The organism is Mesotoga sp. Brook.08.105.5.1 (assembly GCF_002752635.1).
Lineage (GTDB): Bacteria > Thermotogota > Thermotogae > Petrotogales > Kosmotogaceae > Mesotoga.
On sequence record NZ_AYTW01000056.1, the window covers coordinates 33372 to 58381 of the forward strand.

Below are 25010 nucleotides of genomic sequence, written 5' to 3' on the forward strand. Positions count from 1 at the left end.
GATCTTAGCACGCGATGCCGGTTTCGCATTTGAAATTTCGGGAAGCCGATGAGAGAATGAACTTGCGATTCTAATCTGAGGGGACTTGTACTCAATTCTGTTTTTCTATAATGATGGTTTGATTTTTTTGGAGGTGCTGGTAATTGCCGGCTTGTGTGAGGGTTCTGGGAATTGATCCGGGTTTTGGTACTGTTGGATACGGTATTGTCGAGATGAGATCTTCAAGGATCGAGCTTGTATCTTATGGGGCGATCAGGACCGAGCCTAATGAACCTATCCCTGACAGACTACTGAAGATCCACGATCAACTGGAAGTCCTGCTTCAGGAATACGGACCCGATGAATCTGCAGTCGAGGAGCTATTCTTCTTCAGGAATGTCACGACTGCAATACAGGTTAGTGAAGCGAGAGGCGTTATTCTCCTCGCTATGAGAAGACATGAAGTTCCCATATTCGAATACACTCCTCACCAGGTGAAACTTGCTGTCACAGGTTATGGCAGAGCGGAAAAGGGACAGGTACAAAGAACTCTGAAGGCCTTTTTGCGGATGAAGGAAAACCCAAAGCCCGACGACGCCGCTGACGCCTTAGCTGTTGCATGGTGCCACCTTGCGGCGAGGAAGTTTCCCGGAGGTGTTCGAAAGGCATGAAACTTTGTATGAAGAATCTTAAGCTCCCTATTTCGAGACTTCTTTCAAGAGTGTTGAAGTCCGATCCAGCCTTTGACTGTGGGGGTATTGAAATATCTGGAATAACTATTGACTGTGCATCAAGAGAGGTCTCGATCGATTTCTCTTGCGAGGTAAACGAAGACGTGAGACATTATCTAGAATCTACCTTTCGTGAAGAAGCGATGCGACTTCTCGGTTCTTCTGTTAGGCTTTCATTTGAACCTGGAGATTTTGAGACCGCAGGTGCAGAGAAAGAAGTTTCGAGGATAACTGAAGAGCAGTTCAGAGAGATACTCAAACTCACCAACGGCGCATCTTCATACCTTGCTTCTTCCGAAATGGTGTTCGAGAAGAATAGAATTCTGATCACTGTTCACGATCAGTTTTCATTTCAGAGAATCAGTTCAAAAAAGCACGATTTAAGAAAAGCGATCGAAAAGGTATGCGAGAGAACCATACCATTTGATATAGTTCTAGATATCCGTGAGGACGAGGAGCTGACCGTTGACGAAGATTCCTCATATCCCGAAGTTGAAAGAGAGAGCAAGGTCTCTTCCGGTGAGGCTGATTTGGTTCTGATAGGAAGAGAAATAAGAGCTGTCTCAAAGAAAATGAAAGAGGTTCTTGGAAACGAGACCGATGTAGTGGTCAGTGGTAAGACCTTTGGACTGGAGTCGAGAAACGGAAAGCTCTTCATTCTTACGTTCAACATAACTGATTACACGGATTCTCTTACTGTAAAACTTATCGGTGAAAATGCTCGTTCCCTCTCCGAAAAGCTCCGCGAAGGCGATGAGCTTACCATAAGAGGGAAGATGGAAACCGATACGTGGATTAAAGACGAGGTTCTGATTCCCAGAGATATCAACAGAACGACTCTTTCAAGGCGTGTTGACAATGCTCCCGAAAAGCGTGTGGAATTGCATCTGCATACCAAGATGAGTGCTTTGGACTCAGTTGTTGACGTCAAAGAGCTAGTGAACACTTTCAGAGAGTGGGGACATGACGCGGCTGCCGTGACTGATCATGGGGTAGTTCAGTCAGTGCCGGAGTTCTACTTTGCAGCTAAGAAGAATGGAATCAAGCCTATTTTCGGTATGGAAGGTTACATGATAAACGATTCAGAGCAAATAACGATGAACATAGACGAAGACACCTCATCTCTAGATGAAGCTTTGTTCGTTGTCTTTGATCTCGAGACGACGGGTCTCAACCCAAAGGAAGATGAGATAATTGAGATCGGTGCGGTAAAGATGAGAGGCGGCGAAGTCATTGAGACATACTCATCTTTTATTAAGCCTGAAAGAGAACTCTCGTCTCTGATCTCTAGTTTGACGGGAATAACTGAAGACATGCTTTCCGATGCTCGTTCGATCAAAGAAGTGCTCCCCGAATTTGTAAAGTTCACTGAGGGAAGCATACTTGTTGCTCACAACTCCTCCTTTGACTACGGCTTCGTCCGCAACTCTGTTAAGAAACATTTCGGAGGAGATTGGGAGATGCCATGCGTCGATACGCTTGCCCTTGCAAAAAGCTTATTCAAATCCAAGAGCTATTCACTAGATAACGTTGTGAAGCGCCTCAAACTTGGACATTTTGATCATCACAGGGCTTACGAGGACGCAAAGGTTACCGCCGAAGTCCTGAAGAAGTTCATTCAGCTGGCGGAAAAGAGAGGGATTCAGAGCGTTGGCGAGCTTGAAAAACTGAGAAAGAACCAAAATCTCGACTCTCTTAAGCCGGTTCATGTAAGTATGTTGGCCAAGAACAAGAAGGGTCTCGAAAATCTATACAGGTTGGTAACAGCCTCTCACACGAAGTACTTCTATATGAAGCCGAGGATTCCCAAGAGCCTATTAACTGATTTCAGAGATGGGCTTCTGATAGGTAGCGCTTGTGTCTCGGGTGAACTATCCAAAGCATTTATCGGTGGCGCTAGTACCGAAGAGCTGGAGGAAATTGCGAAATTCTACGACTATATTGAGGTTATGCCACTAGACAATATTGACACTAGCGAGGGCGAGACCAATATGTCGAGAGACACATTGACCAAGATGTACCGTGAGTTCTACAGAGTTGGCAAGAGACTGAACATTCCTGTAGTTATGACTGGGGATGTGCACTTTATAAATCCACATGATGACATTTATAGAGCCGCAATAAATGCTGCTCAGGATTACGATAACTTTCAGAACCAACCATCGTTGTATCTCCATACAACGGAGGAGATGATGAACAAAGCAGTCGATATTTTCGAAGACAAGGCTATTGCAAAGGAAGTGGTTATCGATAATTCAAGGTATATTTCCTCAATGATCGAGGAGGTGACTCCGATTGAGGGGAAGCTACACCCTCCAGTAATAGAAGGCGCAGAAGAAGAAGTAAGGAGAATGGCTCTTGAGAATGCCGAACGGTTGTATGGAAATCCTCTGCCGGAAATCGTCGAAAAGAGGCTCAGTCGTGAGCTTGACGCAATAATCGGTCATGGCTACGCGGTCTTGTATCTCATCGCTCAGAAAATGGTCGCAAAGTCCAATGAGGAAGGTTACGTGGTCGGTTCAAGGGGTTCAGTAGGAAGCTCCCTGGTGGCCAATGTAATCGGAATAACTGAGGTAAATCCGCTTCCACCACATTATCTCTGTTCCGAATGTGGCAAGTCGATCTTTCCTGAAACCGATCTCGAATCCGGTTATGATCTTCCTAGAATGGAATGCCCGGGTTGCGGGAATGAGATGGCAAAGAATGGCCAGAGCATTCCTTTTGAGACCTTCCTGGGATTTGAGGGGGACAAAGTGCCAGATATAGACCTGAACTTCTCTGGAGAGTACCAGGAACGGGCCCACGCCTTTATAGAAGAACTGTTTGGCAGAGACCATGTATTCAGAGCAGGAACGATCTCTACTCTAGCTGAAAGAACGGCCTTTGGGTTCGTAAGGGCCTATTCTGAAAAGAGCGGTAGAACGCTTAGAAGGGCTGAACAGGAGCGAATTGCGCGTGGCATCGTAGGAGTAAAAAGAACAACTGGTCAGCATCCCGGTGGTCTTATGATCGTGCCGAAAGACATGGACGTTCATACTTTCACACCGGTTCAGCACCCCGCAAACGATACAAAGAGTTCAACGCTGACAACTCACTTCGCATATGAGGTAATTCATGATGATCTGGTTAAGATAGACGCTCTAGGCCATGACGATCCTACGTTTATCAGGATGCTGAAGGACATAACTGGAGTTGATCCAGAAAGCATTCCAATGGATGATACTGAGACTCTGGCGATCTTCTCTTCACTAAAACCTCTGGGAGTGAAATACCACGAGCTTGGAACCGACATGGGCACCCTGGGAATCCCCGAGTTCGGCACGACTTTTGTTCGGAGCATGCTTGCAGATACAAGACCCTCAAGTTTCGGCGAACTGGTAAGAATATCGGGTCTTTCCCATGGAACTGATGTGTGGTTGAATAACGCTAAGGACATCATTACTTCGAAACAAGCCTCACTTTCTCATGTTATAGCCTGTCGCGACGATATAATGAACTACCTGATTGCTAAGGGAATGGATCCAAAGGAGGCCTTCAAGATCATGGAAAAGGTCAGAAAGGGAAAGGGTCTCAACAGGGACGATGAAGATAAAGTGAGATCAAGTGGCGCTCCCGAATGGTTCATCAACTCATGCAAGAAGATCAAGTATCTCTTTCCAAGAGCCCATGCCGCTGCATATGTTAGCATGGGATACAGAGTGGCGTATTTCAAAGTACACTATCCCCTCGCCTTCTACAGCACCTATTTTTCAATTAAGGGTGGAGAGTTCGACATAGATATTTGTACATCGGACGTCAATACGATCAAGAAAGAGATTATCAGACTTAGAGGTGATCAAGAAAGGAACGTCAAAGACAGGGCAAAAGAGACTCTCCTGGAGGTAGTGATGGAAATGTTACTCAGGGGATTTGGCTTCTTGAACGTCGACTTGATGAAATCGCATCCAACGAGATTCTTGATTGAAGGGAGATCGCTCAGAATACCTTTCAATAGGCTCCAAAACATGGGAGACAAGGCGGCGAGGTCTATTGAGCAGGAGAGAGAAAAAAGAGTATTCTCTTCAGTGGAGGATCTGATAAGAAGAACTGCTCTGAACAAGACCAGCGTTGAAATGCTCAGAAAGCACGGCGCTCTGAAGGGTCTTGCCGAGAAAGAACAGATCAGGCTGTTCTGAGGGAAGAAATGAATTTCCAGTTGGCTTCTTCCGATTTTGCAAAGTTGATCGATCTCTTTGGAAGAGTTTCGGGGTCCGTTGAGCCTTCTTTCCGCTATTTCCAGATCTATTACAGGAGGGGATTGAAGTTCTTCGCGACCGATGGTTGTATGAAGCTTGAGTTTTCTTCCGGGCTTCCAATCACGCCTTTCACCGGAGTATTCTCGATACCGATTGACTACGCCAGGGTTCTCAAGAGCTCTGACGAGGAGTCAAACATAATCTTCTCCTCAGACGGAGACAACATTGAAATCAGAACAGATTCAGAAGTGCTCACATTGCAGAAGGCTCGAGGCGAGAACATTCCTTCGATGGAGAGGAAGTTCGAGTACTCCTCTCGCTTTCTTTTGAAGGAATTCAACGAATCTCTGGATTTCATATCTGCAGCTTCACAGGAAGGAGATACTATCGAGATTTTTTCCAAAGGAAGTGAAACTGTACTCGCTGCTTCTGCAGGTAGAGCAATCCTTCTCTCAATGCTTAGAAACGAACCAAGAACAGACTTTCATTTTTCTTTACAGTACGTGACCACAAGGCATCTTGTTAAGTCTTTGGAGTTGTTGTCGACGAAAGAGCTCGATGCGGGTACAGGTATTTCCGAGCTCGGATTAAAGGCGGGACCTCTGCTTTTCTCCATATGCACCGACGAGACTGGTTTTCCCGTACCGCCTGCGTTTCTTTTCAAAGAAGTCGAAGGAGGAGTCGGGGTACAGAAGAGGGCTCTTCTGTCGGCTTTGAGAAAGATTGTCAGACTTTCCAAACAAGGCTTCTCCATTCTGATGATCTCAGATAAGAAAAGGATCAGATTCTTTCTGAAAGCAGGAAGTCTTCGATATGAGTGTGAGATCGGGAAATTTGACGGTGAGGAGTTTGCCGTTCAAGTCGACCCCAGGAAGCTCCAGTCTGTTCTTTCGAGAATGAGTAACTCTACGATTTACCTTTTGATAAGAGACGATTACCTTCTAATGGTTGACAAGAAGAGCAGGATGCATCTGTTTGTTCCCGTCATAAAGTGATGAGCAGAGTTCTCATCTGGTAGTATATAACTGTGCAATAATCTTCGAGGGTCTTGGAAGAAGTGGGCGGAGAAGATTTCTAGTTGGAGCTGAAGTCCTATGAGAGTTATCGAGGCGAGAGGGATAGAAAAGTCATACGGAGGAAAGAAAGTTCTTAAAGCCGTCGATTTAGATCTAGATAGTGGTCAGCTTACAGTTTTAGGCGGACTGAACGGTTCTGGGAAGTCGACGATCATTAAGATTCTTAGTGGTGACATAAGCCCGGATAATGGTGAGATTGTTTTCGATGGGAAGCGGGTTGAGCTGCGGTCTATAGTCGATGCCAGACACATCGGTATTAGTGCAGTATATCAGGAATACATGCTTGTTCCAGACCTCACGATTGCAGAGAACATCTTCCTCGGAAGTGGAAAGTTTTCAATCAGCAGAAAGAAAATGAATCAAGAGAGTTCTAGACTACTTAAGGAAGTCGGCCTGGAGTATGAACCTTCTGCAAAAGTCTCATCACTTTCAGCAGATGACCAATCCTTGCTTGAGTTTGCGATTGCAGCTTTCTCAGAACCAAGGGTCTTATTGATTGACGATCTCTTCTCCGTGCTGAACAGCCCGTACAAGGAAAGACTGCTCAAAATGATAAACGATGTCAAGAATAGGGGAGCATCGGTCCTTGTTGCAACCCCAGATCCCGAAATAATGCAGAAGGCGGATAGACTGTTTTTCATAGAGAATTCGACAGTTGTAGATCTCCCGGTTCCGCTCGACAGAGGGGAGATACTTCGGAGAATCGGGGCTTCAAACGATCGCTCGATTCCTCCTTTTGAAGGAGAACCCCTGATCGAAATCGGGAATGTCGCTGGTACTGGTAAGGATCTGGAAATCAGTAGGGGCGAGCTCATCCATGTTTTTTGTGGTAGCTCTGAGATTATTAGGGAACTCACCCGGGCAATTACGCGGCAGGATCCGTTTTCTGAAAATGCGGTTCCGATATTCAGGGAGGCCAAGAGCTTCTTTGAAAGATTTGGTTCCAGAGGACCTTCTTCAGATGCAGAGAAGTATTTCTCAGCAACCTTGAAGAACAGCGGACTCGTTTCTCAAGTAATGCTGAAGAAAGCACGCAGCTTCATATCGACCAAAAAGCTTAGAAGAAGCTACATTCTAAACAAAGAGAGTGTAGTGTCCGTGAAGAGCTTTCTTGCAGGTCTTGAAGAGATAGACGGCTTTGCCGGAATCGTAAGTGATGAGGACGTTAAGCTCTCCCATTTGAGGTTTGAGGCCTGTGATCTCTACGTATTTGTCAGACCTCTGCTTGGCCTGGATCCGGTTTCAATTGATGCTCTTGTCAGAGTTCTGCGGGACATTTCCGTGAATTCTAAAGCGGCGCTTGTGCTAACCGATGAGATGGAAAGCCTGAGTTTCTGTACTAGGGGTATGATAGTATGCAGATGAACCCCGATTTCTCATACGAGAAGAAGAAGATAGAGTTTTCCAGTGGTTATATATTCAAAGGCAAACACTATCGTTGTTCTATCATAAAGTATCCTTCTCTGTACAAGAACTGCACGAAGGGAACCGAAAACGTCGAGGTATATCATTTTTCCCCAAGAGAACGTGCCGTTGGCTCGATACTGATACTTCACGGCTTGGGCACTGTCAATATCCCATTCCTCTTCTGGATGGGAAGCCATTTGGCAAGTGCCGGTCTGCAAGCCTCCGTGATGATACTTCCGGGAAATTATACGAGAACGGCAAGTGGTTCTACCAGCGGAAAGGACTTCTTTTCGCCAGATCTAAGAAGGTTGACGCTATTCTGGGAACAGGCCGTCGTGGATACTATGACAACCATCGACTTGCTCCAGCAAGAAAATATCTGGTGGGACAACAACTGTCTATTTGGATATTGTCTTGGAGGTATGGTCTCCACAATAGTAAGTGCAATTGACAAAAGAATTAACAACTTGATTCTAATGACTGTCGGCGGCAACATCGCCAGGATTATGTGGCAGTCCCCCGTGCTGAAATCTGTTCGCCGGTCGCTGAGAAGCGGTTCGGGTGAAGAAGGGTATTTGAACGATGAGAAGAGACTGAACGCGAGATTCGAAGAAGACTCTCTGGCAGTCAAGAAAATGAAGAGTGCCTCCGAGCTGCTAGAATCCGACCTCCACCCCCTGTTCAAGATAGATCCTATTGCATATGCTCGGTTCAACGACAGCAATAAGGTGACCATGATCGAGGCGCTTTTTGACAAGACTCTTCCGATACAGACGAGAAAACAGTTGTGGGAGGCCTTCGACCGACCGAAAAGATATATAGTGCCTACTGGGCATGTTTCCTGGTTCCCTCTTGAGTACGCTTTGGGTAAGTACATTCTTAAGAAACTGGGGATAAAAGAGGCAAGAAGAAAGCTGAGACTTCTGGAGAGCACAAAACCTACTGAATGATCGCGAGCCGCAGAAAGTGCTTTCAACTGTTTTATAGCCGATCCATATACAGAGTAGAAAGCCGACGTAGTGGTTAGGGCGGAGGAGACAAGAAGATCCTTTAGCGCTGGGCCCGCTTCAGATGAAAGCTCTTGGTTGTTCAGAAAATTGAATGATCTGTCACCTTGTCTAGGAACGAAGAAAAGATTCTCGCTCCAAAACGAAGAATCTCTTTTCTTACTGCACACCCGTACCCGCGACCTCGAGCCTACGAGGCTTATCGAGAACTAACCTCGCTCAAATGAACGACGTTATACGTTCAAGAAACTGACGAAGGAATCAACCAGCCCTGGATCGAACTGCTTCCCAGCACATCTGCGCAGCTCTTCTATTGCCTCTTCAGAGGATACCGGGTGCTTGTACGGCCTTCCGCTTGTCATAACGTCGTAAGCGTCTATTATTGACATCATTCTTGCCAGAAGCGGAATTGATTCGCCAACCAGTCCTCGGGGATACCCTGAGCCGTCCCACCATTCATGATGACTTAAGATCTCATCCGCGATTCCCACCAGCTCTGGCGAAGAGAGGGCTATTCTAAATCCGGCTTCGGGATGGGACTTGATTTTCTTCCATTCTTCAGAGGTCAGACTGCCCGCTTTAGTTAGTATCTCCTCAGGAACTGCTATCTTTCCAATATCGTGCAGAGCACCAAGGAGCAGAAGATTATCGAGTTCGGCTTCAGACAATCCGATGAACTTCCCGAAATCCCTGCTGAGAGTCTTGACCCTTTCCGTATGTTCTTCCGTCTCATAACTCTTGTTAAGCAAACTCTTCTCTAGCACCTGGACCGTTCTGCTTCTCATGGATATGTTGTTCAGGAGTTTGTCTCTATACATTCTTTCTTCAGCGGAGATAAGAGCTTCGCGAAAATCCTGATCAGCATCGAATTTCGTTCCGATTCCAAAGGAGACGCTTATAGGAAGACTGAAGCCCGTTATCCGATTCAAGGCTTTCCTGATTCTGCCAACAAGAGATTCTGCAGACTGCGTATCTGTTTGAGGAAGCAGCATTATAAACTCATCTCCTCCCCATCTGGCGATTATGTCGTCGGATCTCATGGAGGATTTCAGGCAGTCTGCAACAGTCTTCAGTAGTCTATCACCTTCTAGATGACCGAAGGCATCGTTTACGATTTTCAGTCCGTTCACATCTCCCATCACGATGCTTATAGGCATTTGCCGTTGTACATTGAGTCTCTCGACCTCCTCTTCGAAGAATGATCTGTTGTATAAGGAGGTAAGTGGGTCATGGAAGGTGACATAGTGAATCTCCTTATCTGAACGAATTCTATAGATCGCTTCAACTGCATGAGCCATAAGAATCTCGACTAGCTTTACCTCTTCCTGTTTCATTGGAGAGTCATGGTACGAGACGAGAACTCCTATACTCTTCATCGGGACCGCCAAGATCGATTGCTCGCAGTCGGTTATGACTTTGCAGAGTGAACTGTTACTTATAAAGGTAGTATTCCCGTTTTCTATAGAGTCTCTCAAAATGCCGCTCCTGAATAGGTAGCCCTGCATCGATGCCACCTCGCCCTTCGTCTCAAGGGTGACGATTTCCTGATTGTAGAGGAGATAGAGACCGAACATTTCCATCCCGAGGATATTGGCCGACGCATCAATGATCGAGTGGAAGATCGTGTCCTCTTCGTTTGATTTCTCCATCTTCAAAGCGATATCGTGAAGCTTAGAGACCTTCTCCTTTGTTCTTTCCAGCTCGTCTTTCACAAGTTTTTCATCGGTGATATCTCTTACCGCTCCTCGGATGCCTCTTACTCTGGAGGAATCTTTCGAGTAACTTGGCTTCGAGTACTCGCTCACCCATCTAAGCGCGCCGTCTTTCCTTACAATACGATATTCAATTCTCTCTTCATTTCCAGATCTCACGCTTTCAAAATGCCCTTTGTAGCAATCAAGGTCCTCAGGATGAATAACTGATTCCCAGTCCAGTTCTTGAAGGTCGGGTGAATCAAGACTGTGCCCGCTTATCCTTTCAAAGGCTTCGCTTCTCCAGACTTCGTGGTCTTCCCCGTCATTTGAGAAGTCAATTTCGTAGTAGTAATCTGAGATAGTCTCTGACATTGATTTATATCTCTGTACAGATAGGGAGAGCTGAGTCTCAACTGATTTTTCTTCCGCGAGTTTCGCGCTCAAAAATGCCGTCTTCTCTCTTACCTCTTTCCTCAAAGTCCTGTTCCACAGATACTTTCCGCCCAACACCAAGAGCATGATCAGAGCAGCGGGAAGGGCGAATAAAAGGAAACTCTGCCACGGACTGTTACTTGCATTTGCATCAATGGCTCCAAACCATTTGTTGTAAATCTGTCGGTATTCTCCTGTCGAAGAAATTATCGCCAAACCTTCGTTAAGTAAAGACAATAACTCTACATCTCCTTCTTTCACTGCGAAGCAGTATTCTAGCCTTACAAAAGGATCCTCTGACACCAAGATATTCTTTAGAGAAAGTTCCTTAATCAAATACAAACCCTGTATCTTACCGAGTAGTACTGCATCGACCTGTCCCTCATTGAGCATCCGGAGTGCAATTTCGGGATACTCGACTCTCACGATCTCACTTCCAGCTACCTCACTAGAGACAAGCTCGTCCATTAAGTCGCCCTTCTGAACGGCAACTCTCAGTTCTCTAAGATCATTGAGAGAAGAATATCTGCCAGTCTTCCTATTAGAGAAAATAGAGCCATGAAGTATTATGTGCGGATTAGAGAAATCGACAAGTATATCTCTCTCTTCCGAGTAGCACATTCCAAGCAGACCGTCAATTTTGCCGTCCTCCAGAGCGGCTCTTGCGCTCGTCCAGACTCTTAGCTCTATCTCAACGTCAAAATCGAGAGCACTAGATATTGCCCTAAGGACATCGATGTTGAATCCCACCGGAGCTCCGCGGTCATTAGCATATTCAAAAGGTGGATAATCGGTGTCTCCACCAAATTTGTACCTTACTTCAGCAAAGAGGGTAAGAAACAAAAGAATGAAAAAGACGGTTGACAATGATCTTCTCATAGTACTCCCCCGGAAGAAAATAGCCTTCCTCAAGACCAACTATAACATTGCAAAACTGAAAACAAACTCAGATTACAGATAGTTTCTTGAAGGTAGTCGATCATTCGAGCGCACGATATTCCGATCAATTTTGTATATAATTGGGTAGAGGTGATATCATGAGTAGAACTCGTGGAACCATAGATATAGCGCTGATTATTGGAGCAATCGCTATTACTGCAATCGGAATTCTCGCTTATTTATTTCCTACAACCAAAGTACCCGACCCTGGTGGAAAGTACGAAGTCGGACTTAAGATAATTGAGTTGAGCGATGAAACAAGACTCGATCCATTCTCGGATGCAAAAATGTCCAGAAGATTGATAATAGACATCTGGTATCCCTCCGACGATACCTCGGGAAGCAGAAGAAGCCCGTGGTTCAGGAATCACTCGGTTTTTGTGAACAGCCTTGCTGAAAATTACGATCTTCCTCCCATATTGTTTCAACACTTGCGTGCCGTTAAGACCAATTCCTTCTTAGATGCCGTACCTTCTGCTGATGCCAGGAATCTACCAGCGGTGATTCTCTCGCCGGGAACTCCGGCTATCGTACCGCTGTATTTTGCTTTTGCTGAGTATTTGGCGAGCAGAGGTATAGTCGTGATTGGGATTGAGCATCCATACGGAGCATCCGTTGTTGAATTTTCCGATGGTACCCAGTTCCATTTCAATAGAGACAGAGTCATGGAACTCCCCGGAGCCGAGACATTTGAGGAGGGAGTAAGACTTTCGATGAAACTTATGGCAGAGGACTTATCGTTTGTTATCGATAAGCTCGTCGAACTGAACAAAAGCAACCATGTTCTGGCCGGCGTCTTTGATACCGAAAGAGTGATTGCTTTTGGTCATTCAGGTGGGGGAGGAGTTGTTCATTTTGCTTCTCTTTACGATGAAAGAATAAAAGCTCTGTTGACTTTTGATCCCGCACTTTTTGTTATGAACGAGCGGGAGATAAGCAAAGGTATAAAAATACCAGCGTTGATCATGGAGACCGATAAGTGGAAGGAACGCGAGGAATCAGGAAGAATAGCCGATTTGATTAACTCAAGCAGCGTTCCGCCTTATCATATAATAATCCCTGATGCTAAGCATCCCGATTTTGCGATGCTTGATCAAATCTCACCCCTTGCTAACTTCTTGGATTTTACGGGTGTCTTCATGAAGGATGGCGGAGAGTACTATCTATACAGTGTGATACATGGCTTCATTGATTATGTGTTTGGAAATAGAAGTAAAGAGGAGTTCTATTCTGATCTTCTGCAAAGGGAAGATGTTGAATTGTTCGAGGGTGTAGATGAAATCCTCAAGCGCTAGACTTGTCTTAGGCATTTAGAAATCGACGTATGAAATCATACAGAGTCGGTGAGCACTAACGGCGACGGTAATTTGCTCAAGCCCAAAAATAACTGACGGGTGCTAAGACTTCTTCTGACAGGATTTGGTTAGGCGACGATAATTCTGCAATAAATGAACTGTCGCATTATATGTCTAGCAGTAGTCCGTCGTGTGCTACTACAACCTTATAGCGGTTGTAGAACTCTTCAAGTTCCTTCTTGGGCGGGTTTGGATAGTGTGAAAAGTGATGGGCGACTACCAGAGTGTTGTCATCTATAATTCTAAACTCCCTCATTCTGTTCTTTGTGGAGATTACTTGCTCAGCAGTATGGTGATATGGAAAGAGCACTTCTTTCATGAATCCCAAAGTCGAATCAACAACTGCAATATCTATCGGACTATCAATTAGGTCTTTAAGACGGCCGAATGAAGAGTCTTCGATTGGGCCGGTATCGGTCGCATAAAGGAATGATTTCCCACCTTTCTTGAGCAGAAATATAAACGGTTGCTCGTCTTCTTTAACTTTGTGTACTGCAGGCACAGGGATTACGGTACAATCGTTAACCTCGATTTCTTCATAAGGTTCCGCCTGGAGAAGGACGGTTTTCTCCGGGTCAAAGTAGACTGAATTGGAAATGAGAGAGAGGACGGTAGAATTGGCGAGAACGCTCATTCGAGGAAGTCTGTCATAAGAGGCATTGTATCTGTTCATTCTATAGCCGAAGTTTGGAAGGTACAGATGATCTGAGTGGGAGTGGGTTATTAAGAGAGTTTTTACATCAAAAAGAGAAACCTCTGCCTTCTGAGCCCCAGACATGATATTCGGCCCGAAATCGATGAGCAGATCGTCGTCAACATATACGGAAGCCGTAAGCCTGAAGCTTTCATTTCCTGCCAGCCTCGCCTTTCTGCAGTTTTCACAGTCGCAGAAGACATTTGGATGGCCCTCGTAAGCTGCGGTGCCAAGAAACAGGACTCTCATTTCTCCTCCTCTACAGCGGTACTTTGTGTCCTAAGATGGGATTGCTTTACTACGACAGATAATGAAGCTCAATCTATTCACTTTCTTCCCGAGTCTGTTGAGGATTATCCCCCAATTCTTCATTAATATGGATGCAGATAACTAGTTTTCCTTTGCCAGTGAGTATTGGATAGCTCTGTCAGTGTATTCTATTCTCTTATCGAGCTCATCCACGTAGATGCGGTCGCTTCACTGTTTCCAATCACATCGTTAGCATCGTCAGGATAGGCCCAGTTCCGTGTAGAGGTTCATCGCCTTCAAAGAGCATTCCATAGAAACTCTGTACTCTCTAAGAATCCCATCGACCGATCTTTCGTCTTTCATTGTGCATCTCCCGGATGCAAGCCTTACTGATATTGGATTTTGTTCTTGCCCATTCTCTTTGCCTCGTACATCAATCTGTCTGTCTTCAGCAATAACTCACGAGAGCGTTCCTGGTTCCACTCGGCAACACCGGCACTAAAGGTTATCTTCAATTCTTCTGATGTGTTCACTGACTCAAGTATTCTGGTTGCCGTAGATAAGGCCCCTTCGAGACCGGTTGAAGGCAGCAAGATGACAAATTCCTCTCCGCCGTATCTGAAAACATAGTCGACACTCCTTGTTTTGGAAGCGATAAGTGAAGAAAAGGCCTCAAGTATCTCGTCTCCCTTCTGATGCCCGAAAGTGTCATTGAATTGCTTGAAATCGTCAATGTCAATCATTATTACGGAGAGACTCCCGCCGTACATTTTTGCTCTATTGATTTCGTATTCAAGTACTTCAAACATCTTCTTCTGGTTCATAAGACCGGTCAACGGATCTGTCTCGGTTCTCTCCTTCAAAAGTCGATTTGCCAATTCCGGTTGGTTTTGCACCTCTACTAGTTCTTTGTTCTTCGCAATCATTAACCTGTTAGCTTCGTCAATTTCATGGTTCTTCTCCGTCATCTCCTCTATTTCCTTGAGCTTCTGTACGGTAGCAAAGGTCGCTCCCAGCTTTGCAATCACTCTGGCTTCTTCTTCCCTGAATACCTCGGAATTTAGTCTTGCTATCTCCCTGTATTTTTCCAAAGCTCCATCAACATCTCCCTTTGCCTCCTGGATTTTGGAGATGGCCTTTAGCCTGTGAAGGATGTCCGATTTGTTTCCCTTCGATCTGTGATATTCGAGTGAATGTTCAAGGGCTTCCAGAGCAGAGTCTAGATCTCCCGTCGCCTCGTAATACTCTGCTTCGTAGCGGCATATATCTGCAAGAGAGTAATCATCGCAGTTTTCACTTGCTATCTTACGGGCCTTCCTTAGGAGATCAATTGCTTCGCTCTTTCTTCCGGTATAAAGGAAGATGTCGGCAAGATTCATATAGCTGGAGGGGAGATCTCCCTTAAGAGAGTTCTTCTCCTTGATTTCAATTGCCTTTTGGATAAACGGCACACCTGAACCGTCCTCCGTGATGTTTTCAATAGCAATTCCCTTGTTATTTAGATACTTGGCAAGTGATAGCTCGTCGTTATTCTTTTTGGCAAGGCAAACCGCCTTCTCAGAATATTCTACTGATGTCTCGAAATCTCCCATTTTCAAGTAGACACCGGAGATGTTGTTGTAGACCATCGACAGTAACTTTTCTTCTCCCAATTCATTGAAGATAGCAATTGCATCGGAAGCATATTCAAGAGCCTTTGAAAACTCACCTGATTGACAACTGATTCTAATCATACCATTGTATGCAAGACCCATCTCGCGACTGGTTACTCCTCTAAATTTCTCCAGTTCCCTGCTTACGGTCTCAAAGGCGATGAGAGTCTCTCCCGAGCTTGTCAAAGCTTGCTGGAACTTCCTGAGAAGCGCCAGTCTTTCCTCAACGGCTAACTCATTTCTCGAAAGATACTCCTCGTAATAATCAGTGTAGCTCTTCTCGTGATCTTTCTGACTCATTTCATCCACCTTTCTCAAATAGCTGCTTCACTTATCTCAAGCCTGTCTTTTCCTTTTGCTTTTGCCTCATAGAGCAATTTGTCCACAATGGAAATGAATTCGTCCGAGGACTCCCCTTTCCACTGCCTTGCACCCGCACTGAAATAGACCTCAATATCAAGCTTCTCCTGAAGGGATCTCTTCATTCTCGAGTAGAATTCCGATGCCTTTTCCACATCTGCGCAAGGTAGGAGGATTAGGAACTCTTCGCCTCCGTATCTGAAGGCAAAGTCGTTCTTTCTGATAGATGACCTTATAGATTCTCCGATGTCGGCAAGAAGTTCATCGCCTTTCAAATGGCCGAAAGAATCATTAACGGACTTGAAATCATCTAGATCAAGCATTATCATAGTCAGGGGAGTTTCGTATCTCTCTGCTCTCGAAATCTCACTGTCCAGCACTGATTTCATCTTCCTGTGATTCAACAGCCCGGTCAATGGGTCGGTTTCCGCCTGCTTTTCCAGAAGCTTATTAATTTCCTCCAGCTTGGCTTTCATTTCCTGGAGTTCGTTGTTTTTCTCCGATATCTCTTCATTGACCGTTCTAAGTCTCTTGTTTTGCTCTGCCAGGTCGTTGATTTCCCTGAGTTTTTCCCTCGCCTCGAATGATGATTCCAGCTGGGCTATCGACCTTGCCTGTTCTTCCTTGAAAATACTCCGGCTCAATTCCGTTATCTGTTTGAACATGTTCAAGGCCTCTTTTGAGTTTCCCATCAACTCATACACTGAAGAGATATCGTTCAATACTCCAAGCAATTCAGTCTTGTTTCCATTTTCTTGATGGTATTCCCTGACTTCCTCAAGCAGGCTCATTGCCGAGGTGAAATCTCCCTCGCCTTTCAAGAAACGGGCTTCGTATTTCATCGTCTCTGCAATAACGTGTTGGTCTTCGTTTTCTTCACCCAATGATTTCGCTCTGGACAAAAGCTCTCTGGCATCGGTCTTTCTCCCCGATTCGTAGTACAGCTCGGCAAGATTGAGATAACTATTCAGTAGCTCAGTCTTCATATTGAGCCTTTCCTTTATCTCTATTGCCTCTTCAAAGTTTGGAATCCCCGATTCTTCATACTCTCCATTTTCCGTGATAAATGCGATATTGTCTAAACAGCATGCAACGTTAATCTCGTCCCCATTCTCTCTTGCTATCTCCAAAGCTCTGTTCACATTGGCCAGAGCTTTGCCAAAATCATTCATCTTCAAGTAAAGTCCGGACGTGTTTATGAGAACTCTCGCATACAATTCCTTTTCGCCTTTTTCAGCACAGATAGCCTGTGCTCTACGCGAATATTCAACTGCCTGTGAAAATTTACCGACAAGCGCGCTCAGTTTCACCATTGTGTTCAGCAAACCTGCCATTTCCAGAGAATCGAAGTGATCGAACTTCTTGATTTCTCTATCGATTATTTCGTGGGCAGCAAGGGTCTTCCCCTGATCACTGAGGATCGAAACTGCTTCCTTCAAGAAGACCAGCCTCTTGGGGACTTCCTCCTCGGGCAAAGACATGTATTCTCTTAACAATTCAACAACTCTATCTTTCTTTTCTTCCATCTTATCCCCGCTTTCTGAGAGGGTCTTAGGCTATAAGATATCTTCATAAGAAACCTGAACATATGGCTCGGTTAATGAATCACGAATCTCTTTGTCAATCATCTAGTAGCGATTCCTCACGCTCGCCACTATTCCAATATACCGTGACAACTTCGAAGTTAGCGAGTCTCTTTTCGAGTATCACGGTGATTTCGTCGTCCGTTACTTTCAGTCTGTTGTAATTGGCAATTTCCACCCTGCGACCCTCTTCGAGAATGCGCTTTATTCTCTCCGGTTCAATTCCTCTTTCATCCATTCTTGAAACGGCATGCTGACTAAATGATATCTCGGTGCTCTCTTGTATGTCCTCTCCATTATCTTCATCTTCCTGACTCATCGACCTTATTAGAGAAGCAGCGACTATCACGGCCAGAATCACAATCAGCAAAAAAAGCATAATCTCCTCCCGAAGCTGTATCTAGGCCTCTCTCTATCCTCCTATTCTATCCTTATAAGGATGTCATCCATAATATAAGGGTCTTCTTTGCTTCCGCCTCCAAAATGGTAGCTCTTTGGTTCAGGATAGATGTCTCGATATACCGCTTCGATTCCATCGAAGTCCCAAGTAGTTACGTAGATGTTGAACCCTTCAAAACTCTCTGGTCTTCCGACCGTCTCGCCGGGAATCCTGAGAATTACTTCGTTATTCATTCTATTCGTTTGTACCAGTGGAGTGAGGGATATGGGAGTTCCAAACGACTTCGGGCCACTACCTTCAGAAGAATACGCAACTATTGACCAGCCATTTGCGAAGATAAAGTAATCCCAGTCCAGTCCGTCAGGCATAGTCGCGTTTAGGAACGGCAGGTCGGTTGATCCCTTTCTGTTGGGATCATCTACGAATATTTGGAAGGTAACATGGTCAAATCCGTTCTGTGGTCCCCATGAGTCGGTTAGATCTTTGATTCTAATCCCCAGAACCATCGAAGCTCCTATCTGCTTGACTTCAACCTCTAGCAGGTCCATCTGGTTCTTGAAAGTGATGTCTGTAGGATATTTGTACCTGCATTCCGGACCGCAGTCATCTCCTTCGGGATCTGGAATCGAAGCTAGAAGCAATTCCGGAATATCGAGAATCACTCGGTAATCTTCGCTGTAGATCGATTCTCTTCTTGTATCACCGTAGACTTTGAATAGAATTGAATGGATTCCCGGGTCAAACTTCGAAATGTCCCATTCGTAAGACCACTCTCCGCTGACTATTTCGATGTCTTCTGCCTCTTCAATTCTCATGTCGAATATTATCCGCGCGGAGGAGGCTCCCGAAGCTGTTCCTGTCACAGTATAAGTTGAGTCGATCCTCTGAAAATCCTCGAGGTTCGCGTTAAACTTGATTTCAGGTGTCTCAACTTCACGAGTTTCTTCGGAAGCGATTCCCACGTAGACGGAGCGTGGGTTCATGGTCATCACGAGTTTCCCGCCTTGTTCGACAGGATAGCTTTTGGAGAGCGAATTGAAAGTGTAAATCGGCTTGATTAACTGACCCACTCCAAGGCCGGTATCCAAATTAGCTAGAATCCTACGTTCTCCCGAAGTATTCATTAAAACAAAGATCTTCTCTTCGTTATGTTCAATGCTGTAGACAAAGATCCCAGGCCCATTGGGGTCGGTTTTTAGCACTTTGACCTCCCCATACCTCAGCGCAGGGTATTCCTGTCGCAGCATTGCGAGTTCGCTTATATATCTGTAGAGCTCAGATTGAGAATCGAAGTGGTCGATTTCACCAGACTCAAAACCTCCGGCGAACATCGCTGCCCTAGTTTCTACAAAGCCTTGCTCAGTGCCGTAATAGATCACCGGGATGCCGGGAATCGTGAAAATGAAGGCCAGAGCCTGTTTAAGATTTGCCAATCCTGACCCTTTCAAGAATCGTTCCATGTCGTGATTATCGATGAAAGTCAGTAGCCTGGTTTGATCGAAGTGGCTCTGCCGCGCCTCAAGTCTGTATCCGATATTCGCTGTTGGTTTCCCTTCTTTGAATACACTTCTCAATTCAATGTTCAGCGGAAAATCCAGCATGGAATTCATTCCTGCTTCGAAAAACTCTTTTATAACCATTTCCCCAGCATCGTCGAAGGGGTCGCTTCTAACCCAGGCCTCGCCAAATGCTATGAATTCAGGTTTGCCGTTCTTCGCGGCAGCTTCATAGATACCTTCTTCACCATTCAGAAACTCGTCCCAGAATTCTAGAGGAACGTAGATTACTGTATCGATCCTCAATCCATCAATATCGGCCTCTTCGATCCAGAAAGTGAAAGAATCCTTGAGTGCTGAGATTACCACAGGATTTTCCGTGTTGAGATCGTCCAGACCGGACATCTGGTAGTTCAGCTTCTGATAAGGGTCATTGAAGTCATAGATATCGGGAGTCCAGTGATAAATGCTCTCATCCTTATGATTATTGAAATCGTTTAGTGAGAAGGGGTGCTGTTCGGGAGAAGAGGTCGGGACGCTTTCGGAGTTGAGTTCGAACTGTCCATCTACGAAACGAAAATAGTCACCCACATGATTGGGAACGATATCCTGTATTACCAGCAAGCCCTTATCGTGGGCGGCTTCAACGAGTCTCTTGTAGAGTGCAACGTCACCGAAATGCTCATCAATCATCCTGAAATCTCTGGCCCAGTATCCATGATAACCACCGTAATTCACCCATGGATTCCACCATTGATTGGCCACCGGTGGGGTTATCCAAATTGCCGTTGCGCCCAATCCCTTTATGTAGTCTAGCCTCTCGATTATCCCGGCGAGATCTCCGCCGTTGTATCGCGAGTTGTCGGTACCGGCTTCTCCATATCCCATGTCGTCATTGGATAGATCTCCGTTTGAAAAACGGTCGATCATGATGAAGTAAATGACTTGATCTTCCCATGTTGTTGCTGTAAAGAGGCTTCCAGTTAAGAAGACTGAAAGAAGAAGAGCAAGAAGTATCTTTTTCAAACCTCTCACCTCCGGTTTTCTACTAGACCAAAACACTGTCCAGAAACTCTCCCAGGTTCTTCACCCTGAGTCTGTGATCGATGTGTCTGTTGTAAGGCCAATCCATTATGTATGTATTGATTCCGTGATCGAGCAGATTCTCTACGTGATGAGGTGCATCGTCTACTGCATAATCGATGCCAAGAACCTTGCAAAGCTCGCCCTTTCGGGAGCTGACGATAACCGATACCGGTTCGCCGATTTTCTTCTGAATCCATCTCTGAGACTGCAGCTGAACACTTCTTCCTTTTGTAGGAAAACGCGAAGTTATGAAGTAGAATTCGTGGCAGCCCTGGGCGACAAGACTACCCAGCCGCTTCAGTTCCTTGGGACTTGCATATGGAGGAAGAAACTCGTAGAAGTTCGGAGTATTTCTAATTCTCTCCCACACCCTTTCTTCCATATCGAGAGTGAGATTGGGCACGCTTTTCCAAAAGTCCCATACCTTGACCTCAACATCCATTGGCACTTCTTCAAACATTTCATTCGCGATCTTCAGGAATGCAAGATTGAAGTTCGATAGGATGTCATCAATATCTATCATTATCTTCACGGTTCACCTCCGTATAGAAGAGTATATATCATATTTATTATCTCTTTTTTGTCGAGGAGGTATCTCGGTTTTCGGGTGAACGATTATCCAATCAGGAAGACTCAGAAATCTTTTCGCTCTAGTGAAAAGATCAATCCGCCTTGTCTTTGTCACTAGACATGGTTTATGGGATAATCTCAGTAGGTTTTTTGAGGGAGGAAGTAGAATGTTCGAATTGAAAGAAGTCGCATTGATATATGAGACGAAGAAGCAGGCTCTGGCGGCGCTCAAATCGACTGACCTCAAGATAGAGAAGGGAGAAGAAGTTGGGATATTCGGCCCTTCGGGTTCTGGGAAGTCATCGCTTCTCTTCATTATGAGCACACTAAAGGAGCCAAGTCGCGGAGAAGTCAAATACGAAGGCAAGGAGCTTACGGCTCTTACTCCTTCCGCAAAAGCCGAACTTCGGCGCAAAGAGTTCGGCTTTGTGTTTCAAGAACACTTCTTGATAAACCATCTGACTGTCAGGGAGAATATTCTGCTCCCCCTGAAAGAAAAGCGAGGAGCAAAAAAGAGGCTCGAAGAAATCACTACTGCGCTTGGATTGAACCAACTTCTCAAGCGATTCCCGTATGAGCTCTCGCTTGGGCAGAGTCAGAGGGTAGCAGTGGCAAGAGCATTGATAGCCGGTCCGAAGGTTGTTTTCGCCGATGAACCGACCGCTTCCCTGGATAACGAAAATGGTAGCAGGGTAATAGAGCTCTTGAAGTCTTATTGCTCGAAGTCTGGTGCGACTCTGATACTTGTTTCTCATTCGTCTGAGATTATAGGTGATTTCAGAAGAAAACTCAAAGTGGAGAATGGCCAGGTCTATGAGGTTGGTGTGAATGCTTAAGTACATGTGGCTATATCTCAGAAGAAGACCGGGCAGAATACTGGTCTTCATATTCGTTGTCGCTCTTGGTTTATCAATGAGCCTTGTGATTAGCTCAATCTTTCTTTCCTTCGGAGAGACGAGAAGCAGGATAGCAAAGATCAATGAGAGCTGGATTACGGTACAGTATCTCTCTGAAAGTGGAAGAGATGAATCGATTGACAATAGTCTTACCGAGATTTTCGAAGACGTATTTGGTCTTTCAGATGTTATCCCGGTAGATATCGCCTATCTCGGCTACAACCTTTTCGGAAGTGCAAGAGCCAATTTCCCTGTTTATGGAATCAAGCAGACGGAGATATCTCGAATGTTGCGGGAGAGCAATGCCTACATCTCAGAAGGGACGGTATTTTCCCCAGGGACAAATGAGATTATTGTCTCCGATTCATTTCTAAGAGCCTCAGGAGTAGATCTGAAAAATGTCTATGAGGAGATCTCCGAAATGTCGAGCGTAGGTCTATATACAGTGGTCGCATCTCTGGAAGGACCATCGGTGTTTGGACTGGGGCCGTCGGGGATTTCGAGGGGCAAGGGATCATTTGGCTTCCTGGTATTCGCTGAGGATGGTTTCCTAATGGCAGTTGAAAACGAGCTGAGATCAAGGATCATCGGAGAAGAGCTTTCAGTTTCGATCAGAGGACCTGTTTCTTCCCGGGAGGCCCTTGAAAGGCAGTACGCAAGCTACTATTTGGGAGTCTTCTTGACAAATCTCTTTGTCTCTCTGGTCTTCATAATAGCTCTTACAATGCTTAATTCGGTAAGCATTCGTGAAAGAAGGAAGGAGTATGCTATCCTTACTGCCATAGGTCATTCTCCCGCGAGTTTGAAGGTAAGACTCTTTCTGGAGTCGCTTTATCAGGGAATCGCTGGTTGGATCCTTGGCCTCCTTGCAGGTGGAGCCGTTCTTTCACTATTCGAAGATCGCTTTTTCACGCCCAATGGACTTTATATAGGCGACAGCGCCGTCTCATCTATTTGCACGTTATTTATACCGTTCACTACGATTGTTCTATCTCAGATACTGATAGGAAGACATCTGAGAAGAGATCTCGTCGGTCTTCTGAAGAGTTCTGAAGAAAGAGTCGGTCTGCTCAAGAACAGATTCAGGAATGTCGGTTTGCCCTGGCTCCAATTTCCTCTGAGAAGCGATGGTTACAGATCTCTTTTTGTTAACATCACCGCGCTTGCCGTGCTAGTGACCGTTTTTGGTTTGCTTCTATCTTCATTGACGGATACTGTTCGAGACAGCGGCTGGTTGTTCGATCAATGTTCTTATATTCAGACCTCGGCATTGGAGGAGATCCGGCTTCCTGAAGAAATCTCATCGAAATCGACGGCTGTTCTTCCTGCCGATCTTCTCGAGCTGGATGTAAAGCTTATGTTCGGCACCTCGAAACTCTTCATTCCTGTTGTATCTACTGAGCATTCGAGACTTCTCTCAATATTCGACGAAGATCCGTCGGCCGGTACGCTGTATGTTAGCAGGAGTCTTTTCGACTTAATTGTCAATGGTTCTGTCAGGGGGTTGGATTACTCTTCGATGGAGGTTCTACCGAATCTAGAAAGTCTCGCTGGTGTCTTAGTGCAAGACAGAATAGAATCTGCCGGTCTCCTGGTATTATACGATGACCGTGATCTTGCAGGTGAAATGAGAAGTTTCGCCTCCGAGGCCGGTCAGGTGGAATTGGTCGACAAGAAGACTTTCGAGTTGAAGATCCGTGCCGAGACGCAGTTCATGGGGTTGATTTCCTCGATTATCATCTATCTTCAGTACATCGTCGTCATAATAATCGGTCTGGTTACTGTTACAAGGGTGACCTTGGCGAGACGGAGCGAGATATCAATCAGGAACATTTTGGGACAGAGTAGAGATGAGATTGGTCTTCTCTTTTTCGGAGAACTGTCATTAGTGCTTTTCCTAGGCGCAGCAATTGGATATCTTCTGACTACGATCTGCTGGCAGATTTTTAGATCGGTCTTTCTTCGGGGACTTTACATTTCCTCGATCGTAGTTCCTGAGACGCTTTTCAGAATCTCTGTAATGACCGTTATTGTTATGTTGGCCGGAGTAATCACGGCAAGATTCTTGATTTCGAAACAAGATCCAATATCAATTATCGAAAGATAGGTGAAGAGATGAGATATAGAGAGCTCGCTTACCCGGGAGACGGTTACGAAACGGGGCCTTTGAACAAGATCACCGATCTTGAGGGAATACGAGTCGGGCATTACACTTTGACTGAGGATTCACCGAGATATCTTCGAACGGGAATAAGCGTCATAAGGATTCCTTACGTATATGAAAGGCCCGTCCCGGCAGCTTCCAGCGTCTTCAACGGTTATGGAAAGTCGATGGGTCTTATTCAGATAGAAGAACTCGGGACGATCGAAAGCGATATCTTTCTGACCAACACACTTTCAATTGGAGCCGTACATCAAGGTGCGGTAAGGCTCGCCCTCCAGAGTAATCCTGAATTGTCGTCGCTTAACGTAGTCGTCATGGAGTGCAACGATGGCTTTCTAAATGAAATTCGAGCTCTGGCGATAAAAGAAGAGATGGTTACCGATGCGGTCGGGGACGCGAAAAAGGATTTCCAGCTCGGCAGCTGTGGCGCGGGGACCGGGATGGTTTGCTTTGGTTATAAGGGCGGGATCGGTTCGTCTTCAAGAATCGTCGAGTTCGGAGGCAGGAAATACACCTTAGGGGTTTTCGTTCTTTCGAATTTCGGCAGATCGTCCGACCTTAGAATTCCGTCTCTCGAATTGCGTCCCAAACTACAGGATTCCGATCGGGAGAAAGGATCGCTCATCATGATCCTGGGAACAGACCTGCCTTTGATGCCCCATCAGTTGAAGAGAGTAACGCGGCACATGAATCTTGCTATTGGGCTGCTGGGAGCTCCAGGGTACCATGGAAGTGGAGACATTTCACTTGCTTTCACTACATCCATAGAGTACAGACAGTCCGAGCAAAGCTTAATGAACGAAGGGAACACGCAGAGTGAAATATTCAGGGCAGCCGTCTGGGCGTGCGCAGAAGCCATAGTCGATTCGATGCTCTGCTCGGGTGCTATGACCGGATTCAAAGGGTCTGTAGACTCTTTAAGAAGCGCAATACAATCAGACCTCTGATCGAATAGAGTTCTGTCGGTGATTTTGTAGACACTCTAAGAACCATATGATCGGAGCA

Annotated in this window: 16 protein-coding genes; 9 read left to right on the forward strand and 7 right to left on the reverse strand. The window is 45.6% G+C overall.

Going from position 1 to position 25010, the window contains the following annotated elements; genetic code table 11:
- The first annotated feature begins 155 nt into the window (after positions 1-155).
- The 5 genes from ruvC (at position 156) to V512_RS13320 (ending at position 8378) form a co-directional block, all read left to right on the forward strand.
- Positions 156-650 carry a crossover junction endodeoxyribonuclease RuvC gene (gene ruvC, locus V512_RS13300; protein ID WP_180977914.1) on the forward strand — a complete coding sequence of 165 codons (495 nt, stop codon included), beginning with the start codon at positions 156-158 and terminating at the stop codon, positions 648-650.
- Positions 647-4885: a PolC-type DNA polymerase III gene (locus tag V512_RS13305; RefSeq protein WP_099830934.1), complete on the forward strand. Its 4239-nt coding sequence runs from the start codon at positions 647-649 to the stop codon at positions 4883-4885. Before ruvC ends, V512_RS13305 begins: the two co-directional genes overlap by 4 nt.
- A gap of 8 nt (positions 4886-4893) precedes the next feature.
- Entirely contained in the window at positions 4894-5940 is a 1047-nt protein-coding gene (locus V512_RS13310) for a hypothetical protein (protein ID WP_099830935.1), read from the forward strand.
- A gap of 99 nt (positions 5941-6039) precedes the next feature.
- Positions 6040-7386, forward strand: coding sequence for an ATP-binding cassette domain-containing protein (locus V512_RS13315; RefSeq protein ID WP_099830936.1), 1347 nt, complete (start codon positions 6040-6042; stop codon positions 7384-7386).
- A complete protein-coding gene (locus V512_RS13320; RefSeq protein WP_099830937.1) occupies positions 7377-8378 on the forward strand; it encodes an alpha/beta hydrolase in 1002 nt (333 codons plus the stop codon). Before V512_RS13315 ends, V512_RS13320 begins: the two co-directional genes overlap by 10 nt.
- Before the next feature lie 290 nt (positions 8379-8668).
- Here V512_RS13320 and V512_RS13325 read toward each other — a convergent pair whose 3' ends face one another.
- A complete protein-coding gene (locus V512_RS13325; protein ID WP_099830938.1) occupies positions 8669-11440 on the reverse strand; it encodes a transporter substrate-binding domain-containing protein in 2772 nt (923 codons plus the stop codon).
- A 158-nt stretch (positions 11441-11598) separates the two neighbouring features.
- Between V512_RS13325 and V512_RS13330 the strand changes: the two genes are divergently transcribed.
- The gene (locus V512_RS13330; protein ID WP_099830939.1) at positions 11599-12795 is read left to right on the forward strand and encodes a hypothetical protein; all 1197 of its coding nucleotides are present in this window, start codon (positions 11599-11601) and stop codon (positions 12793-12795) included.
- Between the two features lie 166 nt (positions 12796-12961).
- On the opposite strand, the gene V512_RS13335 is transcribed toward V512_RS13330, so the two are convergent.
- The 6 genes from V512_RS13335 to V512_RS13360 all read right to left on the reverse strand — a co-directional run bounded on the left by V512_RS13335 (position 12962) and on the right by V512_RS13360 (position 20898).
- Positions 12962-13798: an MBL fold metallo-hydrolase gene (locus V512_RS13335; protein WP_099830940.1), complete on the reverse strand. Its 837-nt coding sequence runs from the start codon at positions 13796-13798 to the stop codon at positions 12962-12964.
- Between the two features lie 386 nt (positions 13799-14184).
- Positions 14185-15750, reverse strand: coding sequence for a GGDEF domain-containing protein (locus tag V512_RS13340; RefSeq protein WP_099830975.1), 1566 nt, complete (start codon positions 15748-15750; stop codon positions 14185-14187).
- 14 nt (positions 15751-15764) lie between these two features.
- Entirely contained in the window at positions 15765-17336 is a 1572-nt protein-coding gene (locus V512_RS13345; RefSeq protein WP_099830941.1) for a tetratricopeptide repeat-containing diguanylate cyclase, read from the reverse strand.
- Between the two features lie 94 nt (positions 17337-17430).
- Complete coding sequence (locus tag V512_RS13350) at positions 17431-17772, reverse strand: DUF4258 domain-containing protein (protein WP_099830942.1); 342 nt, start codon at positions 17770-17772, stop codon at positions 17431-17433.
- Between the two features lie 41 nt (positions 17773-17813).
- A complete protein-coding gene (locus tag V512_RS13355; protein WP_099830943.1) occupies positions 17814-20315 on the reverse strand; it encodes an alpha-amylase family glycosyl hydrolase in 2502 nt (833 codons plus the stop codon).
- Positions 20316-20337: 22 nt separating this feature from the next.
- A complete protein-coding gene (locus V512_RS13360) occupies positions 20338-20898 on the reverse strand; it encodes a hypothetical protein (protein ID WP_243392450.1) in 561 nt (186 codons plus the stop codon).
- Between the two features lie 214 nt (positions 20899-21112).
- Here V512_RS13360 and V512_RS13365 point away from each other — a divergent pair, with 214 nt between their 5' ends.
- From V512_RS13365 to V512_RS13375, 3 genes are read left to right on the forward strand one after another with little or no spacing between them, the layout of a single operon-like run.
- Positions 21113-21781: an ABC transporter ATP-binding protein gene (locus V512_RS13365; RefSeq protein WP_099830945.1), complete on the forward strand. Its 669-nt coding sequence runs from the start codon at positions 21113-21115 to the stop codon at positions 21779-21781.
- Positions 21774-23948 carry an FtsX-like permease family protein gene (locus V512_RS13370; protein ID WP_099830946.1) on the forward strand — a complete coding sequence of 725 codons (2175 nt, stop codon included), beginning with the start codon at positions 21774-21776 and terminating at the stop codon, positions 23946-23948. The genes V512_RS13365 and V512_RS13370 overlap by 8 nt, the downstream gene beginning before the upstream one ends.
- Positions 23949-23956: 8 nt before the next feature.
- Positions 23957-24952, forward strand: a complete 996-nt coding sequence (locus tag V512_RS13375; RefSeq protein WP_099830947.1) for a P1 family peptidase — start codon at positions 23957-23959, stop codon at positions 24950-24952.
- Positions 24953-25010: the final 58 nt, after the last annotated feature.